The organism is Arenibacterium halophilum (assembly GCF_005938225.1).
In the GTDB taxonomy this organism is placed as follows: Bacteria; Pseudomonadota; Alphaproteobacteria; order Rhodobacterales; family Rhodobacteraceae; genus Arenibacterium; species Arenibacterium halophilum.
Genome location: NZ_VCPC01000003.1, coordinates 1 through 18394 on the forward strand (window position 1 = coordinate 1; position 18394 = coordinate 18394).

General features: G+C 64.1%; 17 protein-coding genes and 1 rRNA gene. 6 read left to right on the forward strand and 12 right to left on the reverse strand.

What is annotated here, in order from left to right; all coding sequences use genetic code 11:
- Positions 1 to 108 (forward strand): 5S ribosomal RNA (rrf, locus tag FGK64_RS13265); the annotation flags it as partial.
- 134 nt (positions 109 to 242) lie between these two features.
- Positions 243 to 953: a histidine utilization transcriptional repressor HutC gene (locus tag FGK64_RS13270; protein ID WP_138864329.1), complete on the forward strand. Its 711-nt coding sequence runs from the start codon at positions 243 to 245 to the stop codon at positions 951 to 953.
- On the opposite strand, the gene FGK64_RS13275 is transcribed toward FGK64_RS13270, so the two are convergent.
- The 5 genes from FGK64_RS13275 to FGK64_RS13295 form a co-directional block, all read right to left on the reverse strand.
- Positions 947 to 1858 carry a DMT family transporter gene (locus FGK64_RS13275; RefSeq protein ID WP_138864330.1) on the reverse strand — a complete coding sequence of 304 codons (912 nt, stop codon included), beginning with the start codon at positions 1856 to 1858 and terminating at the stop codon, positions 947 to 949. The genes FGK64_RS13270 and FGK64_RS13275 overlap by 7 nt on opposite strands.
- Positions 1855 to 3465, reverse strand: coding sequence for an ABC transporter ATP-binding protein (locus FGK64_RS13280; protein ID WP_138864331.1), 1611 nt, complete (start codon positions 3463 to 3465; stop codon positions 1855 to 1857). Before FGK64_RS13280 ends, FGK64_RS13275 begins: the two co-directional genes overlap by 4 nt.
- Complete coding sequence (locus tag FGK64_RS13285; RefSeq protein ID WP_138864332.1) at positions 3462 to 4277, reverse strand: ABC transporter permease; 816 nt, start codon at positions 4275 to 4277, stop codon at positions 3462 to 3464. Before FGK64_RS13285 ends, FGK64_RS13280 begins: the two co-directional genes overlap by 4 nt.
- Positions 4274 to 5221, reverse strand: a complete 948-nt coding sequence (locus FGK64_RS13290; protein ID WP_138864333.1) for an ABC transporter permease — start codon at positions 5219 to 5221, stop codon at positions 4274 to 4276. The genes FGK64_RS13285 and FGK64_RS13290 overlap by 4 nt, the downstream gene beginning before the upstream one ends.
- A 138-nt stretch (positions 5222 to 5359) precedes the next feature.
- Entirely contained in the window at positions 5360 to 6841 is a 1482-nt protein-coding gene (locus FGK64_RS13295; protein ID WP_138864334.1) for an ABC transporter substrate-binding protein, read from the reverse strand.
- Between the two features lie 180 nt (positions 6842 to 7021).
- Here FGK64_RS13295 and glpK point away from each other — a divergent pair, with 180 nt between their 5' ends.
- On the forward strand, positions 7022 to 8509 hold the full coding sequence (glpK, locus tag FGK64_RS13300) for a glycerol kinase GlpK (RefSeq protein WP_138864335.1): 1488 nt from the start codon (positions 7022 to 7024) through the stop codon (positions 8507 to 8509).
- Here the strand turns inward: glpK and idi are convergent.
- From idi to arfB, 4 genes are all read right to left on the reverse strand, one after another.
- Positions 8491 to 9018 (reverse strand): isopentenyl-diphosphate delta-isomerase, encoded by a 528-nt coding sequence (gene idi / locus FGK64_RS13305; protein WP_138864336.1) that lies wholly within the window; start codon positions 9016 to 9018, stop codon positions 8491 to 8493. The two genes, glpK and idi, sit on opposite strands and share 19 nt — an antisense overlap.
- Positions 9019 to 9061: 43 nt before the next feature.
- Positions 9062 to 9469, reverse strand: coding sequence for a c-type cytochrome (locus tag FGK64_RS13310; RefSeq protein ID WP_138864337.1), 408 nt, complete (start codon positions 9467 to 9469; stop codon positions 9062 to 9064).
- A gap of 82 nt (positions 9470 to 9551) precedes the next feature.
- Positions 9552 to 10565, reverse strand: a complete 1014-nt coding sequence (locus tag FGK64_RS13315; RefSeq protein ID WP_425456643.1) for a P1 family peptidase — start codon at positions 10563 to 10565, stop codon at positions 9552 to 9554.
- Positions 10566 to 10672: 107 nt separating this feature from the next.
- Entirely contained in the window at positions 10673 to 11092 is a 420-nt protein-coding gene (gene arfB, locus FGK64_RS13320) for an alternative ribosome rescue aminoacyl-tRNA hydrolase ArfB (RefSeq protein WP_138864339.1), read from the reverse strand.
- Positions 11093 to 11531: 439 nt separating this feature from the next.
- Between arfB and FGK64_RS13325 the strand changes: the two genes are divergently transcribed.
- Positions 11532 to 12794, forward strand: coding sequence for a calcium-binding protein (locus FGK64_RS13325; protein WP_138864340.1), 1263 nt, complete (start codon positions 11532 to 11534; stop codon positions 12792 to 12794).
- A gap of 37 nt (positions 12795 to 12831) precedes the next feature.
- On the opposite strand, the gene FGK64_RS13330 is transcribed toward FGK64_RS13325, so the two are convergent.
- From FGK64_RS13330 to FGK64_RS13340, 3 genes are all read right to left on the reverse strand, one after another.
- The gene (locus FGK64_RS13330) at positions 12832 to 13458 is read right to left on the reverse strand and encodes a queuosine precursor transporter (RefSeq protein WP_138864341.1); all 627 of its coding nucleotides are present in this window, start codon (positions 13456 to 13458) and stop codon (positions 12832 to 12834) included.
- 102 nt (positions 13459 to 13560) lie between these two features.
- Positions 13561 to 14442 carry a penicillin-insensitive murein endopeptidase gene (gene mepA / locus FGK64_RS13335; RefSeq protein ID WP_138864342.1) on the reverse strand — a complete coding sequence of 294 codons (882 nt, stop codon included), beginning with the start codon at positions 14440 to 14442 and terminating at the stop codon, positions 13561 to 13563.
- Positions 14439 to 15806 carry an MFS transporter gene (locus FGK64_RS13340; protein ID WP_138864343.1) on the reverse strand — a complete coding sequence of 456 codons (1368 nt, stop codon included), beginning with the start codon at positions 15804 to 15806 and terminating at the stop codon, positions 14439 to 14441. Before FGK64_RS13340 ends, mepA begins: the two co-directional genes overlap by 4 nt.
- Before the next feature lie 155 nt (positions 15807 to 15961).
- On the opposite strand from FGK64_RS13340, the gene FGK64_RS13345 reads away from it, so the two are divergent.
- Entirely contained in the window at positions 15962 to 16249 is a 288-nt protein-coding gene (locus FGK64_RS13345) for a YggT family protein (RefSeq protein ID WP_138864344.1), read from the forward strand.
- A 90-nt stretch (positions 16250 to 16339) separates the two neighbouring features.
- Positions 16340 to 18382 carry a DNA helicase RecQ gene (gene recQ / locus FGK64_RS13350; protein ID WP_138864345.1) on the forward strand — a complete coding sequence of 681 codons (2043 nt, stop codon included), beginning with the start codon at positions 16340 to 16342 and terminating at the stop codon, positions 18380 to 18382.
- Positions 18383 to 18394: the final 12 nt, after the last annotated feature.

Here is an 18394-nt window from a genome sequence, read left to right on the forward strand (position 1 = left end):
ATCATAGCAAGAGCAAAACACCCAGAACCATCCCGAACCCGGAAGTTAAGTGCCTTCGCGCCAATGGTACTGCGGCTCAAGTCGTGGGAGAGTAGGTCATCGCCAAACCTAGTAAATGCCCCTTGCTTTGTATCGATCTATATGATGCCCAATTCAAACGCCCCGGTCGGTAACGACCGGGGCGTTGTCTTTTCCGTCAGATGTTATATTGCCTTTATGTCTAAGCATAATGGTGATTTTGCATGGCTGATCAGCCCGAAAAACGTGGCGTGACCTTTCGTGAGATCAAATCCGACTTGTTGGAGCGCATCGCCGCAGGCGAATGGGCCGCGGATGGGATCGTACCGGGTGAAGTCGAACTGGCCGCAGAATACGGCTGCGCCCGAGCAACGGTGAACCGAGCACTCCGCGATCTGGCTGAAGACGGTGTGGTTGAACGCAAGCGACGGGCAGGAACACGCATATTGGCCCAGCCTGTGCGCAAGGCGCGGTTCGATATTCCGATCAGCCGAACCGAGATCGAGGCCACGGGGGCCCGCTATCGTTACGCCCTTGTCGATCGCGCTATTGTCGAAGCGCCGGGCTGGCTGCGCGCGCGCCTTGCCTTGGACCGCGGTGCGCGAGTTCTGCATTTGACGTGCATGCATTATGGCGACGGCGCGCCTTTCCAGTTTGAAGATCGCTGGATCAACCTTTCGGCTTTGCCCAAAGCTGAAAGCCAGAATTTCGAAGCGCAGGGACCGAATGAATGGCTGGTTGAAACGGTGCCCTATTCTGACGCGGAAATTGCATTTTCAGCGATTGGGGCCAGTCCGGACGTGGCAGAGCACCTGTCGTGCGATCCAAACACACCCTTGTTCCGGATCGAGCGCACGACGTGGTGGCAGGATGTGGCGATCACCCATGTGGCGCTCATGTTCCGGCCGGGTCACCGGATGACAACCCGCTACTGACGTGCAAGTGCCTGCCGTTTCAGTCGGCGTTCGCGCCAGAGTACCAGCGCCCCGCCAAATACGATGAACAACACGCCGGGGAAGAGATCGTCAATCGGCGCTTCGTCGAAGAACAGCCAGCCAAGGACAAAAGCCGTAAGGATTCCGAAATAGGTGAAGGGGGCAAGATTGCTTTGCTCGGCCATGCGATAGGCCACCACCATGCATAGAACCGCGAGCCCGCCAAAGGCGCCCATCCCGCCGATGTACCAGAAATCGCTTGCCTGTCCGACCTGGGAAAAGCCCCCTGTCGCGAAGACCAGTATGAAGGACCCGATCAGCGCGACGGCATTCGAATAGATATTGGCCAGCGCGCTTGGCAGATCGTCGTCGAGCCGCCGGGCCAGCACCCCGGAAAGGGCATACAGGAAAGCCGCGCCCAAAGGCGCCAGCGCGTCGAGCGTAAAGCTGTCGCTGCCCGGTCCGACGATCAGCACAACCCCCAGGAACCCGATCAACACCGCCGACCAGCGCAGCGCGCCTACCCTTTCGCCCAGCAGGGGAACGGCAAGGGCGGTCATGAAGAAGGCGTTGCAATAGGTGATCGTGTTGGCCGTGGCAAAGGCCAGCTTGCCTAGCGAGTAATAGAACAGGACTTGTGCCAGTGCGACGCAGAGACCGCGCAGGCTGGCCAGTTTCCATTGGCGAATGCGCCATGGGCGCCCTTGCCGGTGCCATGCGCGGGCCGAATACAGGGCGATCAGGCTGGGCGGAACGCCGAAAAGATTGCGATAGGCCGAGAGTTCGATGGCGCGGTAATTGTCCGACAGGAACTTGATCAGCAGTCCCATGAAATCGAACAGCACGATCGATACGATGGTCAGCAGGATAGCAAGGCCAACGCGATCCGTGGCTTTGACGCTCATGCCGGAAGCTCGGCCAGCAGCGCTTCGCGATCCGGCAGAACCGGGGCCGCGTCAATCAGGCTTTGCGTATAGGGATGCTGCGGGCTGGAGAACACGGCCTCGGTTTCACCCTGCTCGACGATCTCGCCGGATTTCATGACAAGCACCCTGTCCGTGATGGTACGCACCACGGAAAGATCGTGGCTGATGAACAGGTAGGTCAGCACGTAAGCCTTGCAAAGGTCGGCAAGCAGATCGAGGATTTGCGCCCGCACCGAGACATCCAGCGCGCTGACGGCTTCGTCAAACAGGATAAGTTGCGGACGGGTGATCAGCGCGCGCGCGATGGCGATGCGCTGGCGCTGGCCGCCTGAAAATTCGTGAATGAATTTGCCAGCATCCGCCGGAGAAAGCCCCACGTCTGTCAGCGCCTTGTCAATCGCGCGTGTCCGCTCGGAGCCGGTCGGCGGCGTGTCGAGCAGGTGGAAGGGCTCGGTGATCAGCCGGTCGACCCGGTGGCGAGGGTTGAAGCTGCCAAAGGGATCTTGAAACACCACCTGCATCTTGCGGCGCACTTCGCGCCGGGGTGTGTTGCCTGACAGAACCGGATCGCCATCCAGCGTGATGGTGCCGCCCTGAATGGGCTCGAGCCCCAGGATAGCTCGGGTCAGGGTGGATTTGCCGCAGCCGCTTTCGCCGACCAGACCCAGCCGTTCGCCCCGGTTCAAGGTAAAGCTGACGCCTTTGACCGCGCGGAAGTGGCCCGGCGGGGCGAACAGCTTGGTTCGGGGAAGGCGGTAATCGCGCACCACGTTTTCCACCCGCAGCAGCGGTTCGGGCGGAGGCGCGGGAGGCAGGATCACGCGGTGCGCCGAGGCGGCAAAGAGCGCGCGGGTATAGGGGTGGCGCATATGGGCCAGCACCTGCCGGGTCGCGCCGGTTTCGACGACCTCGCCATGACGCATCACCACGATGCGGTCGGCCAGGTCGGCCACCACGGCAAGGTCATGGGTGATCATCAGCAGGCCCATGCCGAATTCGGCCACCAGCCCCTTGAGCAGCTCGAGGATTTGGGCCTGAGTTGTCACGTCCAGCGCGGTTGTAGGTTCATCCGCAATCAACAGCTTGGGCCGCAGCGCGATGGCCATTGCGATCACCACGCGCTGGCGTTGCCCGCCCGAGAGTTCATGCGGATAGCGGGTCAGCGGAAAGCGCTCTTCGGGCAGGCCAACGCGGTCCAGCACCTCGCGCGCGCGGGCGCGGGCCTGTTCGGGGGGCATCGCCTTGTGCACAAGGATCGTCTCGGCCACCTGATCGCCGATGGTGCGCACAGGGTTCAGCGCGGTCATCGGTTCCTGAAACACCATGCCCACCGCATTGCCACGCAATGCGCACAGATTGCGTTCGGGAAGGGCCAGCATATCCTGTCCGTCCAGCCTTATCGCGCCCTTCGCCTCCATACGGTCAGGCAGCAGGCCGATGACCGACAGCGCCGTCATGGATTTGCCCGATCCGCTTTCGCCGGTGACGGCGACGATCTCGCCCGCATCCACGGTCAGCGACACGCCATGCAGGATCGGCGTTTTATGAATCGCCAGCGACAGGTTTTCGACGGACAGCAAGGTCATGCGCGCGACACCCGCAGCCGTGGGTCAAGGTGATCGCGCAGCCCGTCGCCCATCAGGTTCAATCCCAGCACCGTCAGTATGATGGCAAGGCCGGGGATCAGCGCCAGATGCGGGGCAATGGCGACCAGAGTTTGCGCATCGGCCAGCATCCGGCCCCAGCTGGGTGTGGGCGGCTGGGCGCCAAGCCCGACATAGGACAGCCCGGCCTCGGCCAGAATGCCAAGGCTGAACTGGATGGTGCCCTGCACGATCAGAAGGTTGGTGACATTCGGCAGGATATGTTCGGCCGAGATGCGCGCCGCGGATTTGCCCGCCACACGGGCGGCCATGATGAACTCCCGCTCCCACAGCGACAGGGCGGCACCCCGCGTGATGCGGGCAAAAACGGGGATATTGAAGATACCAATGGCGATGATCGCATTCACCGCGCCTGCGCCGAACACGGCGGTGATCAGGATCGCGATCACCAGCGAGGGGAAGGCAAAGACCAGATCGTTGCCGCGCATGATCAGCTCGTCCAGGAACGACCCGCGCAGCGCGGCGGCAGTCAGCCCCAGCGGCACGCCAAGCGCCATGCCGATCCCCACGGCGACCAAAGCCACCGCGATCGAGGTACGCGCACCCACCATGATCATGCTGAAAATGTCGCGCCCGTATTGATCGGTGCCCAGCCAATGCACCCCGTCGGGGCGTTGCAGCTTGGCCGGGATGTCCATCACGGTATGGTCAAACGGCGTCCAGACAAAGGATACCAGCGCGGCGGCCAGAAACAGCGCGGACAGCAGCGCGCCAAGGATCAGGTTACGGTTCATGTCCGGGACCTCAGGCGCGGATCGACCAGCGCATAAGCGATGTCGACAAGGAAGTTCACGGTGATGACGGCAAAGACCAGCAGCATCACGACCGATTCCACCACGATCAGGTCACGGGCGGAAATCGCCTGAAACACCAGCCGCCCGAGCCCGGGCAGATAGAACACCTGTTCGATGATGATCGAGCCCGCCAGAAGGAAGGAAAATTGCAGCCCGATGATCGTCAGCACCGGGATCAGCGCGTTGCGCACGCCATGCCGCCACAGCGCCTGCCGCCGGGTCAGACCTTTGGCGCGGGCGGTGCGCATGAAATCCTCGCCCAGAATGTCGATCAGTGCCGACCGCATGACTCGCGCCAAAATTGCCGCCTGCGGCAGCGCCAGCGCGATGGCGGGCAGAGTCAGCGCGTGCAGGCCCGCCCACAGGCCCTTGTCCCAGCCCGGGAACCCTCCGGCCCCGAACCAGCGCAGGTTGATGGCAAATAGCAGAACCAGCATCATGGCGAACCAGAAATTCGGCACGGCCACGCCCAGCTGGGTCGCGCCCATCACCGCCATGTCGCCACCGCGCCCGCGCCGGGCAGCGGCGTAGATACCGGCTGGAAAGGCGATCAGGGTCGAAAGTGTCAGCGCGTAAAGCGCCAGCGGCAGCGATACCTGCATCCGCGCGGCGATCATGTCGGCCACGGGCGTGCGATAGGTATAGGAAGTCCCGAAATCGCCCTGCACCATGCCGCCGACCCAATTCAGGTAGCGTTCCCATTTCGGCACGTCCAGCCCCAGCTCTGCCCGGAGAGAGGCCAACGTATCGGGCTGCGCGTTGATGCCCAGCATGATGGCGGCGGGGTCGCCGGGCGCCACCTCGATCACCAGAAAGATCACGACGCTGGCCACCGCCAGGCTGATCAACAGCGATAACAGACGTTTCAGCGAATAGCGCAGCATGGCCGGACGTTAGGCGCGCGCGCGGGCAGGGTCCAGAGGTTAACGTTTGTCGATCAGGGCAAGAAGACGCATTTGAAATTCCAAGGTAAGAAAATGGCCCCGCACCGTGGTGCGAGGCCTTGTGACGTGGGGGCCGGGTTAATCGGCCCAGCTGACTCCGGTCAGGTCGGTCGCCTGTGTCGGCGCGTTGACCCAAAGACCCTGAATGCCGGCCTTGGCGACGGTGGTGAAGGCCAGTTCAAAAAGGTAGGCGTTCACGTAATCACCGGCGATCATTTCCTGCGCTTCCTGCAGGATCGCGGTGCGGCCCTCGGTGTCGGTGGTGCCGTTCAGCTTGGTCATCAGATCCTGGAACGCTTTGCTGTCATACTGGAAATAGTAATCCGGTCGGGCGTAGATGTTGATGTCCATCGGCTCGGTGTGGCTGACAATGGTCAGGCCGAAATCCTTGCCCCGGAACACTGATTCCAGCCATTGAGCCCATTCCACGTTGATGATTTCCGCCGTGATCCCGACGGCGGCCAGCTGCGCGGCGATGATCTCGCCTCCGCGACGGGCATAGGACGGGGGCGGCAGGTGCAGCGTGGTTTCAAAGCCATCGGCCAGACCGGCCTCGGCCAGTAGCGCCTTGGCCTTTTCCGGGTCATAGTTCGACATGCCGGTCAGGTCGACATAGGCCGGGTTGTGCGGCGCGAAATGGGTGCCGATGGGCGTGCCAAGGCCGAACATGGCGCCGTCGATGATCGCTTGGCGGTCGATGGCGTGCGACACGGCTTCGCGCACCTTCACGTTGTCGAACGGCGCGGCCTTGTTGTTCATCGCAAGGATGGTTTCGCCCTCGGTCGACCCGTTCAGGACCTGAAAGCGGGGGTCGGCCTCGAACTGGGGCAGGTTTTCCGGCGCGGGAAACCCGGCGAAGGCGTCGATGTCTTCGGCCATCACGGCGGCAAAAGCGGCGGTCGGGTCCGAGATGAACTTGATCGTCGCCTTGTCCAGCTTGGCGGGCGTGCCCCAGTAGTCGGGGTTCTTTTCCATCACCACGCTGTCGCCCTGCGTCCAGTTGACGAACTTGAAAGCGCCGGTGCCGATGGGGGTGGATTTGATATTCTCGATGCTTTCCGGCGCGACGATCACCGCGTCGCCCCAGGCCATGTTGAACAGAAAGCTGCCATCGGGCGCGCCCAGCGTCACCTTGACGGTGGTCGGGTCAACCACATCGACCGACTGGATGCCCGCGAACAGCGCCTTCTGCGCGTTGGTGCTGTCTTCGGCGCGGGCGCGGTCGAGGCTGAACTTCACGTCTTCCGCGTCCATCGTGGTGCCGTCGTGGAACATCACGCCATCGTGCAGGGTGAACGTGTAGGTGGTGCCGTCCTCGGAAATCTCCCAGCTTTCGGCCAGCCCCGGAATGATCGAGCCGTCCGAGGCAAAGCGGGTCAGACCCTCGAAGATATTGGCATAAACGACCGAGTCGATGGCCCCGGCAGCGGCGCTGGTCGGGTCCAGATGCGGCGGTTCCAGCTGGATGGCGACGGTGATTTCGCCTTGGGCCAGCGCTGCGCCGGTGCCGGCGCTGATGGCCAGGGCGCTGGCAAGGGCCAGGCGGGTGAAATGGTGCATGTTCAGAACTCCCCATCGTCTTGATGTGCCGGGAACCGGCGTTTTGCGCCCACCAGTCTTGGCCGAGATTCGTTGTGATACAAGATGTTTATGGGGAAATCGGCGGGCAGACGGCTATGGGCTGGAAGCGGGGGGGCATCCATGTCTAATCTAGCGCTAACGGGCCAAGGGGAGGCAGCGATGACATACGTACTGGCAATCGATCAGGGAACCACATCCAGCCGGGCGATCCTGTTCGATGCGCAGATGCGCCCCGCCGTCACGGCGCAGCGCGAATTCACCCAGCATTTTCCGCAGGCCGGGTGGGTTGAGCACGATGCCGAGGAGATCTGGGACACCACGCTGGCCGTCTGCCGCGAGGCGATGGACAAGGCCGGTGCCACGCCCGGTGACATCGCGGCCATCGGCATCACCAATCAGCGCGAAACCACCGTTGTCTGGGACAAGGACACCGGCAAACCCGTACATCGCGCGATTGTCTGGCAGGATCGGCGCACCGCCAGTATCTGCGCCGATCTGCGGGCGGGAGGGAATGAACAGGCGGTCACGGAAACCACCGGCCTGCTGCTGGATCCCTATTTCTCGGGGACCAAGGTCAAGTGGATCCTGGACCAGACCGGCACGCTGGAGCAGGCCCGCGCGGGCAAGCTGCTGTTCGGCACCATCGACAGTTTTCTGATCTGGCGCCTGACCGAGAGCCGCGTGCACGCGACCGATGCCACCAATGCCGCGCGCACGTTGATGTTCGACATCGCCAAGGGCGAATGGAGCGCGGCGATGTGCGACATGCTGGACGTGCCCGCTCAAATGCTGCCCGAGGTGCGCGATTGCGCCGCCGATTTCGGCGAAACCACGCTGCTGGGCGGCTCGATCCCGATTTGCGGCGTGGCGGGTGACCAGCAGGCGGCGACCATCGGGCAGGCGTGCTTCAAGCCGGGGATGATGAAATCGACCTATGGCACCGGCTGTTTCGCGCTGCTCAACACGGGCGACACGCCGGTTCTGTCGCGCAACCGGATGCTGACGACGGTGGCCTATCAGCTGGGCGGCAAACGGTCCTACGCGCTGGAAGGGTCGATTTTCATCGCCGGGGCCGTGGTGCAATGGCTGCGCGACGCGCTGGGGTTGATCGAGCGGGCGGATCAGGCGGGCGGCATGGCGCGCAAGGCCGATCCCGCGCAAGAGGTGATGATCGTGCCCGCCTTCACGGGCCTTGGTGCGCCCTATTGGCAGCCCGAGTGCCGCGGCGCGATGTTCGGGCTGACGCGGGGCAGCGGCGCGGCGGAATTCGCGCGTGCTGCGCTGGACAGCGTGGCCTTCCAGACCCGTGATCTGGTCGAGGCAATGCACGCCGACTGGCAGGCCGATGCCGACACGATCCTGCGCGTCGACGGCGGGATGAGCGCCAGCAACTACACGATGCAAAGCCTGTCGGATCTGCTGGGTGCGCCGGTCGACCGGCCCGTGATGCAGGAAACCACCGCACTTGGCGCGGCCTGGCTGGCCGGGATGCACAAGGGCGTGTTCCCCGGGCAGGACGGGTTCGCCGAGACATGGGCGCTGGACAAACGGTTCGAACCCGCGATGGATGCCGAAACCCGCGAGGCGCGTTATGGCCGGTGGAAACGCGCGGTTGCCTCGGCGATGGCCTATTCCGAGCCGGATTGATCCGGGCCAAAGATCGCGGTGGCGTACCGCTCCAGATAGATGCGCAGCCACGGTGTGAACCGCTCGGGCTGCGCGGCAATCTCGGCATGCAGATCGGGCAGGGCGATCCAGCGGGTCGCCATCACTTCGGCCGGGTCGGGGTTCAGCGCCAGGGGGGCAGGCACGCGGGCGAGGTAAACCTCGACCACCTCATGCTCGGTCAGCCCGCCGCCCACATCGGCGCGGTATTCGATCTGTTGCCGCCAGTCGGGCGCAAGACCGGTCAGGCCCAACTCCTGCCCCAGCCGCCGGACGGCGCAATCGGCCGGGTCTTCGCCCCACAGGGGATGCGTGCAGCAGGTGTTCGCCCACAGCCCCGGCGTATGGTATTTGCCCAGCGCGCGCTGCTGCATCAGCAGGTGGTCGCCATGACACACGAAGACCGACACCGCCGGATGCCGCAGGCCCCTTTGATGCACATCCAGCTTGTCAAAGGGCACAAGTGCCCCGTCGACCCATGCGGGGATCATCTGGCCGCTTGCGGCCTCTTGCGTCAAACCGATGGCCTTTCGATCAGTTCGACACGCTTTCGATATAGGCAAAGATGTCTTCGGCGCCGGATTTCAACTTGAACGCCATTTTCGATTTGGCGCCGCTGTCGTCCAGGTATTCCTTCAGGAATTCACGCGGATCGGCGGTATAGGCGGCAAAGGTTTCGGCATCCCACGTCAGGCCCTTTTCTCCCGCGGCCACCATGTCATCGCCATAGTTAAAGTCTTCGGCGGTGCCGGCCTGACGCCCCGCAAGGCCATAAAGGTTCGGCCCCGTGCGCCCGCCCTTCACGATGAAATCGCCCGCGTCAGTCTGGATCGAATGGCATGCGCGGCATTTCTTGAATCCGTTTTCGCCCTTTGCGGCGTCTTGCGCGTGAAGCGGCGCAGCCATGCAAAGTGCGGCAAGGGTCAGGGCGATACGGGTCATGGGTTGGCTCCTTCGGTGCGGCTTTTCACTGGCCAACCTTTGCCGGTTGGCCGGAACTGTCAACGCGCAAGAGTGACGCGGGTTAACCATTACCCGGATTCAACTCGTGCCAGGTGGGCAGCAGATCGCCCGCGCGCGCGGAGGCGTTGTAGACGCCGCGCGCGATGGCCCGCGCAAGGCAGAGCGATGCGGCGTGGCCGATGGCGTTCACATCTGGCGGTGTTGCGTGGGTGCCAGTGGCCAGCGCAAAGACGATATCGCCGTCATGCGGTGTGTGCGCGGGCACGATGGCGCGGCCAATCCCATCATGCGCGGCAACCGACACGCGGTGGCATTCGGCCTTGGTCAGCGGGGCGTCGGTGGCGACGATGGCGATGGTGGTGTTCGCGCCTTGCGCCGCGCCGCCCGCCATCGCGGCGGATTTGCGGCTGGGTCCGGGCCAGCCCAAACCGGCATCGGGGCAGGGGCCGTGGCCGCCGAATTCGCGGTTCTGTTCGAACGGGGCGGCCCAGAAATGTGCATCGTCCGGTGTGGTCACGCTGCCTACCGGGTTGGCGGCGACCAGCGCGCCGACAGTCGTACCGTCGGGCAAGACCAGAGAGGCCGAGCCAAGCCCGCCTTTCGTCATCGCTGCCATCGCCCCGGTGCCCGCGCCGTGGCTGCCCAATTCAAAAGTCTCGGCGGCGGCGTGAAAGGCATCCGCCCCCAGCGCGCGATAGGGGTTTTCGGGCCAGCCCTTCAGCCCGCCGTTCAGAAGATCGAACAGGATCGCGCCGGGCACGATCGGCACCCGCGCCGCGCCAACGGCCAGCCCCCGCCCCTGGTTGAACAGCGCCTGCATCACGCCGGAACAGGCATCCAGCCCAAAGGCAGACCCGCCCGACAGCACCAGCGCATCGATCTGCGACACCGATTTGTCGGGCGCCAGCAGGTCGGTTTCGCGGGTGCCCGGCGCGCCACCCATGACGTGAACCGAGGCGACAAAGGGCGCGGCCGCCGTCACCACCGACACGCCCGAGCGAATTTCATGATCCTGCGCATTGCCGACCAGAAGGCCCGGCACATCGGTGATCAGGTTCCGCGCTCCGGTCGCGATCATGCCCGGCCCCGGGCGAAAATTCCGCGTGTCATGAAGTGCTTGCCCATGGTGCCCCCTTTTGGGCGCACCCTGCCGCGCCGCGCCACTGGCTGCAAGCCCTTGCGCTAGGGGTCTTCGACCTTGCCGCGCAGCGCCTTCACCTCTCCGCGTCGCGTCTTTGCGTCCAGCCGTCGCCGGATCGACCCCTTGGTGGGCCGCGTGCGGATGCGTTTCTTGGGCGGGGTCAGGGCCGAGGCGATCAGCTCGGCGAGCCGGGTTCGCGCGATCTCGCGGTTGCGGGCCTGGCTGCGGGTTTCGTCGCACTGGATCACCAGCGCGCCCTCTTTCGTCCAGCGCCGCCCGGCCAGTCGTTTCAGCCGCGCCTTGACCGGTGGCGTCAGATTGGGCGAGCGCGCGGCCTCGAACCGCAGTTCAACCGCGCTCGACACCTTGTTCACGTTCTGCCCGCCCGGCCCCGAGGCGCGCACGAACTGTTCGGTCAGCTCCCAATCCTCGATGGCGGTCTTGTCGTCGATTCTAAGCATGGTCTGGTTGTAACGGGCAGCGTCTCCGTCAAAAAGGGCCGCCCTGCACAAGCGGGGCGGCCCTGATCGAAAGTTGATTTGGAGGCAGGCGCGGGTCATCCCGATGTAGGATCACCTGCCGGGGGCGGTTCCGCCCGGGTTTGCCCTAACGGCGCATCTCCCGGCTGTTTCCGACACCTCGCTCCAATACCTTTCTCGACACTGGACCACCTCCTTTCAGTTGTTTCGGTTACCTTGATGCTGGCAGACGTGTGGCCGATCTGGCAAGCACCGATTTCGCCCAAAGCGATTTTCTGCATTTTGCTGCCTGATTTTTCATCACAGCCGCCACGCGCCCGATCGGGCCGACTGTTTGCGCCAACGACATTGAAATGTTGCCTTGCCCGCGCAAAAGTGGCGGGGCGCACCGTATTTCGCGCGATTTTTCAGGGGGAATTTTATGAGCGACGTAACTGCAACGGTCTATGACCACACGTTTTTCTACAGCAACTACAACATGCCCTGGCAGGGGGTGATTGCCCAAACCCTGCGTGGGGCGTTGCGCAAGTCGGTCTCGGGTGACGACATAATCTACAAAGACGCCTGGTCAGGTCTGACGGTGACGGTGACGAAAACCGGACAATTCGTGACTGGTCTGGTCATCGAAGGCCCAATTCCCGATGGGGCGGGGGGCATGACGGACAAGGTGCTGGTCGACGCCAGCTTCGACACCGGCGTGCTGAAGGCGTGGAAGCTGAAAGACGTCTTCAACAGCTATCATGCCACCAGCGGGGACGATGCCCGGATCGAACGGATGTTCGACAACTTCACCTACGACACTACAACCGTCAACACCCGCGAGATCGACGCGCATATTTTCAACCCGATCATCACCGGGGGACGCGGAGACGACACCTTTGTTTTTGGCCCGGGGCCGCACAGCGTTTATGCCAGCGCCGGCAACGACAGTTACACCGGCGGCGGACAGCACAACACGATCAGCTATGAAAAGTTCAGAGACGGGCTGACCCTGTCGCGGTCGGGCACCGAACTGACCGTCGAGAAAAGCGAAGATGAAAGTGACACGCTGACCAATTTCCGGTGGATGATCGGGTCGAAGGGCAACGACGATTTCAAGGTCGGGCTCGGGAACCAGACCGGAACGCTTTATGGCTGGGGCGGTCGCGACAAGCTGGGTGGCGGGTCCGATGCCGACTATCTGGACGGGGGCAACGGATCGGACGTGATCTGGGGCCGTGGCGGTAACGACCTGCTGATCGGCGGCAACGGCAACGACCGCATCATCGGCGGCGCCGGGGCCGACATCATCGTGGGAAATAACGGCTACGGTTATGGAAGTGGTGTGACCACCGCCACCGGAGGCAAGGGGCGTGATCTGTTTGTGCTCGAAGCCGGATCGCCCTATGCCCAGACCTCGGCCATGATGGTGATCACCGATTTCCGCGATGGCGTTGATTTTCTTGGCCTGATCGGAAACGGGTTCCAGATCATGAACTACGGCAGCTATGGAACGAATTTCGACGATCTGACGATTGCCGACAGCGTCGATGGCGCCGTGATTTCAGTTGGCGCGCAGCAGATCGCGCTGGTCGAAGGCATCGATGCCTCAGACCTTACACGCCGCGATTTCGTCGAGATGCTGGATGTCGAGGCGCTGCGATCGCAACTCTACTACGACAACGACGCCTACTTTTACTACTAAGCGGCACCGGCCCCCGCCTGTGCGGGGGCCGGGCCTTTCAGGCCAGCGCGCGGCCTTGCAACTGCTGCACGATCATGCGGAACGGAATCAGCGCGATCAGCGCCAGTGACAGTTTCACCATCCAGTCCGCCACGGCGAGCGAGACCCAAAGCGGCACCATCGGCCCGACGCCCAGCAGCGGCAGAACCTCGGTCGCCCAGCTGACATCGTTGGCCGGTTCGATCCAGATCAGACTGGCCGAAAAGGCGATGGTGAAGAACAGCGCGGTGTCCAGAGTCGAGCCGACCAGGGTCGAGGCCAGCGGCGCGCGCCACCATTTGCCCGACCGCAGCGCGGAAAAGATCGCAACGTCGCTCAGCTGTGCGACAAGGAAGGCGATGCCCGAGCCGATGGCGATGCGCAGCGTGACCAGCGGGCCGAATTCGCCCATGATCTGCGTGCCGATCAGCGAACAGATCACGCCGGTCACGAACCCGGCCAGCACCACACGGCGCGCGGCGGGCGCGCCATAGACGCGGTTCATCACATCGGTGATCAGGAACGCGATAGGATAGGTAAATGCCCCCCAGGTCAGCCATTGGCCGAACAGGAACTGCACGAGGATATTCGAGGCCACCACGACGGCAGCCATGGCAAGAATGCCAGGAAGGTAGGAACGTGTCATTTTCAGAGCCCGTTTTTACAAGGTAGCGGCGACTTGGCCCAGCCGGCGCGGCTGGGCAGATCGCGTGCTAGTCCTTTCGGGCGCATTTTGCAACCCCGGGCGCTAGTTCGATCGCAGCACTGCCGAACATTGCTGGGGCAGGTCAGCCAGCACGTATTCGCGGCGCGGCTTGGGTTTGGGCGCGTTCGGGTCACGCGGCTTCGCCTTGGGCGGATTCAGGATGTCGCGCGCCCATTTGCGCGCCTCATCACAGCCATCGCCCGGCGGCGGGGCAGCCTGATCCTCGCAGCCGCGCATCCCGCGCGGGCAGGCAAGGCGGACGTGGAAATGATAGTGATGCCCCCACCACGGCCGGATCTTGCGCAGATAGCGGCGGTTGCCCTTTTCGTCGTTGCACATCTGCACCTTGGCGCCCGGGAACACGAAGATGCGGGCGACACGCTTGTCCTTGGCGGCCTCGCGCAGGATCTCGTGATGCGCGCGGCTCCAGTTGTCGTTCACATAGGCGCCGTTCGCCCGGCGCAGCGAGATGGACGAGATGTTTTCGCGTTCATTCCGCGTCAGGTTCAGGCGCGAGGCGGGCAGCATCCAGATATCGGCGTCCAGCCCCATCTGGTGGCTGCGGTGGCCTGACAGCATCGGCCCGCCCCTTGGCTGGCTGATGTCGCCGACATACAGCCCCTTCCACCCCGGCTGACGCGCGGCGAACCGGCTGAGATCATTGATGAAATCCACCAGTTCCGGCTGACCCCAGTTGCGGTTGCGCGACAGGCGCATTGCCTGCCATGTCGGCCCGGTTTCAGGTAGTTGCACGCCGCCGGCCATGCAGCCCTTGGCATAGCTGCCGAAGGCGGCGGATTGCTGGCGCGATGGTGTGGACTTGCCGCCGAACAACTGTTTCGCCAGCGGCTCGGCCAATGCGCCAGTCGGCAAGGCCAGCGCGAGCGCGACAGCAAGGCGCGCACAGAGTCGGGTGAGTGTCATGTGGTCTGATCTCCCTCGGCTTTGACCCAGGCTAGCAGAAACAACCCCAGCGCGAAAAGGGCGATCACCGGGGCCACGCCAATTCGTGCGCTTTCGGTCGCCGCCGTGGTCAATCCGATCAGCGACGGCGCGATGAACGCGGTGGCACGGCCCGACAGGCCATACAGCCCGAAATTCTCGGTCGGGTGGGCCGGGTCGGTGTGGCGCGACATCAGCGACCGGCTTGCTGATTGCAGCACGCCGCCCATGCCGCCAATCAGCACGCCGCAGCCGAAAAAGATCGCATCGGGCAGGGTCGATCCGGGTGCAAGCGGGATGCCGAACAGCTGGTCACGCGACATGCCCACGATTACGATGCACACGGCCATCAGGATCAGGATCGAGCCGATGATGATCGGTTTCGGTCCCATCCGCGAATCGGCCTTGCCGCCCAGCCACGAAAACAGCGCCGAGGAGATCAGCGCGACGATGCCGAAGATGCCGATGGCGGTCAGCTCCCAATCCAGCACCAGCCGGGCATAGACGCCTCCGAACCCGTACAGCCCGTTCAACGCATCGCGGTAGAACATCGACGAGCCAAGGTAGGACGCAAGGCTGAGCCGGTGCCGCAACCCGGCGATCGAGCCCAGAACCTGCCGAAGTGCGGCCGCAAAACTCGCCTGTCCGCGCGGGCGGGGCGCTTCGCGGAACCACAGGAAATAGGGCACCATGAACAACGCGAACCAGATCGCGGTAAGTGGCCCGATGGCGCGGGTGCCTTCGTTCGCGGCAGCGTCCAACCCCAGCACGGGGGCCAATCCAACCAGCGTGCGCCCGTTTGGCTGTTCCACGAACAGCGCCAGCGCGATCACCAGCGCGACCAGCCCGCCAAGGTAGCCGAAGGCAAAGGCGCTGCCCGAAATCTCGCCCACTTCCTCGGGCGTGCCAAGGTCGGGCAGTTGCGAGTTGATGAAGATCAGCGCGTATTCCGCGCCCACGAACCCGATGCCGAAGGCCAGCAGCGACACCCACATATTGCCGCCATCCGGGGTCAGCACCCAAAGCCCCCAGGCCCCGACGACGTACATCGCGCAGAACGCCACGATCCAGCGCATCCGGTTACCGGAAATATCGGCCATCGCCCCGATCAGCGGCGCGCCGAACCCGATCACCAGCCCGCTGACGGCAAGGCACAGCGACCAGACCGCCTGCGCGCGGGCGTCGGCGGTGGGCTCGGCCAGACCGGAGGCCATGAAATACTCTGCCGCGACCCCGGCGAAATAGGGACCGAAGACGAAGGTCACCAACAGCGTGTGATAAGGCTGGCTGGCCCAGTCGAAGAAATTCCAGCCCCAGATCCGCTTGCGCCGTGAAATCTCTGCCATATCTGTCCCGCCCGGTTTGCCCCTTGGCGCGATATGACAGGGGTTTACCCTGTCGTTCAAGCGCGGGTTGCGCCGGGCATGGGTGCGGCGCCTCGACACTTGCTCTTTCGCGGCGCTGTGCTTAGGTCAGGGACGACCTGAAAGGAACCTGCCGCATGACCTCGATTTTTCAGATCCTGATGCTTCTGCTCGACATCGTGTGGTTCGTCATCATCGCCCATGTCATCATGAGCTGGCTGATCAACTTTCAGGTCCTCAACCTGCATCAGGATCTGGTCCGCCAGATCTGGTACGGGCTGAACCGCCTGCTGGAACCGCTCTATGGCCCGGTGCGCCGGGTGCTGCCGCAGATGGGCGGGCTTGATCTGGCGCCGCTGGTGGTGCTCATCGGCGTGGCGGTGCTGCGCATCATCCTGATCAACAATGCTGCGGCGTTTTATTGACGCACGGGCCCCGGCCGCCACTTGTTCACCGAATCTTAGTGTGTGAAACTGCCCGATAAGAGCAGATAACAAACAACACACAGGGCCCTCATGAGTGCTGCCAGCCCTCTGCTGCGCGATGTTTTCGGATTCGACGGATTTCGCCCCGGTCAGCAGGCCATTGTCGAGGCGGTGACCGCCGGGCAGAACGTGCTGGCGATCATGCCCACCGGCGGCGGTAAATCCCTGTGTTTTCAGCTTCCTGCCCTGCTGCGCGAGGGCGTGACCGTGGTGGTTTCCCCGCTGATTGCGCTGATGCGTGACCAGGTGCGCGGGCTGCAAGAGGCCGGCGTAAGCGCGGGTGCCCTGACCTCGGCCAACACGCCCGAGGAAAACGATGCCGTCTGGGCCGCGATGGGCGCGGGCGAGCTGAAGTTGCTGTATCTTGCGCCGGAACGGCTGGCTTCGGGCGGAACGGTGCCGATGCTGCGCCGCGCGGGCGTGTCGCTGATCGCCGTGGACGAGGCGCACTGCGTCAGCCAATGGGGCCACGATTTCCGCCCTGACTACTTGCGCATTGGCGCGCTGCGGCAGGCGCTGAACGTGCCGCTGGCCGCCTTCACCGCGACGGCCGACGCTGAAACCCGCGCCGAGATCGTGGAAAAGCTGTTCGACAACCACGCGCCAGAAACCTTTCTGCACGGGTTCGATCGGCCCAACATCCACCTAGCCTTTTCCGCGAAAAACAACCCGCGCCAGCAAATCCTGACGTTTGCGGGCGCGCGGCGGGGGCAGTCGGGCATCGTCTATTGCGGCACGCGCAACAAGACGGAAACGCTGTCCAAAGGGCTGGCCGACGAAGGCCATAACGCCTGTTTCTATCACGGCGGAATGGACCCGGACGACCGCCGCGCCGTGGAAACCCGCTTCGCGCGCGAGGATGGGTTGATCGTGGTCGCCACCGTGGCCTTTGGCATGGGCGTCGACAAGCCCGACATCCGCTGGGTCGCCCATGCCGATCTGCCCAAGTCGATCGAGGCCTATTACCAGGAAATCGGCCGCGCCGGGCGTGATGGCGGGCCTGCCGAAACGCTGACGTTGTTCGGCCCCGATGACATTCGCCTGCGCCGCTCGCAGATCGACGAAGGGCTGGCCCCGCCGGAACGCCGCGCCGCCGACCACGCGCGGCTGAACGCGCTGCTGGGGCTGGCCGAGGCGCTGGGCTGTCGGCGTCAGTTGCTGCTGGGCTACTTCGGCGAAACGTCTGAACCTTGCGGGCACTGCGACCTGTGCGAAACGCCGCCCGATGTGTTCGACGGTACAACAGCGGTGCGCAAGGCGCTGTCGGCGATCCTGCGGACCGAGGAATGGTTCGGCGCGGGCCACCTGATCGACATTCTGACTGGCACGGACACCGACAAGATCCGCCAGCGCGGGCACGACAGCCTGCCAACCTATGGCGTGGGCACCGAATACGACCGGCGGCAGTGGCAGGCGGTGTTCCGGCAGATGATGGGCCACGATCTGGTGCGCCCCGATCCCGAACGCCACGGCGCGCTGCGCATGACCGATACCGCCCGTCCCATTCTGCGCGGCGAGGCCGAAATTTCCCTGCGCCGCGATACCCTTAGCCGCGCCGCCACGCGCCGCCCCGCTGCGCGCGAGATGGTGTCGGAGGAAGACGCGCCGCTGCTGTCGGCGCTCAAGGCCAAGCGGCGTGCCCTTGCGGAAGCGGCGCGGGTTCCGGCCTATGTCATCTTTCCCGACCGCACGCTGGTGGAAATGGCCGAAAAACGCCCCGCCACGCTGGACGCGATGGCCGGAATCGGCGGGGTCGGCGCGAAAAAACTGGAACGCTATGGCGCGATGTTCCTCGAGGTGATTACCGGCGCCACCGAAACCCTGCACCCGGCGCGGCGGCGTCTGGCGGGGCGCGAGGCAGGCACGGTCTATGACCGGCTTTTGCAGGTGCAGGCCGATCTGGCGCGCGGCGAAGATGGCGGGGAAAAACCGCTGTCGTGTTCCTCGGCGCAACTGGCCAAGGTGGCGCAGCTGCGCGCGGGCGATGAACGCGGGCTGACCCGGCTGCTGGGCGACCGGCGGGCCGAACGGTTTGGCGCGGCCTTTCTGGATGTGCTGCGCGCCGAGGCGTAACGATTGAGCCGC

Excerpts from the sequence above, each read along its gene's own strand:
- recQ (WP_138864345.1), top strand. The coding sequence starts at position 16,340 with ATGAGTGCTGCCAGCCCTCTGCTGCGCGATGTTTTCGGATTCGACGGA.
- glpK (WP_138864335.1), top strand. The coding sequence starts at position 7,022 with ATGACATACGTACTGGCAATCGATCAGGGAACCACATCCAGCCGGGCG.
- FGK64_RS13310 (WP_138864337.1), bottom strand. The coding sequence starts at position 9,469 with ATGACCCGTATCGCCCTGACCCTTGCCGCACTTTGCATGGCTGCGCCG.
- FGK64_RS13295 (WP_138864334.1), bottom strand. The coding sequence starts at position 6,841 with ATGCACCATTTCACCCGCCTGGCCCTTGCCAGCGCCCTGGCCATCAGC.
- FGK64_RS13325 (WP_138864340.1), top strand. The coding sequence starts at position 11,532 with ATGAGCGACGTAACTGCAACGGTCTATGACCACACGTTTTTCTACAGC.
- FGK64_RS13280 (WP_138864331.1), bottom strand. The coding sequence starts at position 3,465 with ATGACCTTGCTGTCCGTCGAAAACCTGTCGCTGGCGATTCATAAAACG.
- arfB (WP_138864339.1), bottom strand. The coding sequence starts at position 11,092 with ATGCTTAGAATCGACGACAAGACCGCCATCGAGGATTGGGAGCTGACC.
- FGK64_RS13275 (WP_138864330.1), bottom strand. The coding sequence starts at position 1,858 with ATGAGCGTCAAAGCCACGGATCGCGTTGGCCTTGCTATCCTGCTGACC.
- FGK64_RS13340 (WP_138864343.1), bottom strand. The coding sequence starts at position 15,806 with ATGGCAGAGATTTCACGGCGCAAGCGGATCTGGGGCTGGAATTTCTTC.
- FGK64_RS13330 (WP_138864341.1), bottom strand. The coding sequence starts at position 13,458 with ATGACACGTTCCTACCTTCCTGGCATTCTTGCCATGGCTGCCGTCGTG.
- FGK64_RS13270 (WP_138864329.1), top strand. The coding sequence starts at position 243 with ATGGCTGATCAGCCCGAAAAACGTGGCGTGACCTTTCGTGAGATCAAA.
- FGK64_RS13345 (WP_138864344.1), top strand. The coding sequence starts at position 15,962 with ATGACCTCGATTTTTCAGATCCTGATGCTTCTGCTCGACATCGTGTGG.
- idi (WP_138864336.1), bottom strand. The coding sequence starts at position 9,018 with ATGATCCCCGCATGGGTCGACGGGGCACTTGTGCCCTTTGACAAGCTG.
- mepA (WP_138864342.1), bottom strand. The coding sequence starts at position 14,442 with ATGACACTCACCCGACTCTGTGCGCGCCTTGCTGTCGCGCTCGCGCTG.
- FGK64_RS13285 (WP_138864332.1), bottom strand. The coding sequence starts at position 4,277 with ATGAACCGTAACCTGATCCTTGGCGCGCTGCTGTCCGCGCTGTTTCTG.
- FGK64_RS13290 (WP_138864333.1), bottom strand. The coding sequence starts at position 5,221 with ATGCTGCGCTATTCGCTGAAACGTCTGTTATCGCTGTTGATCAGCCTG.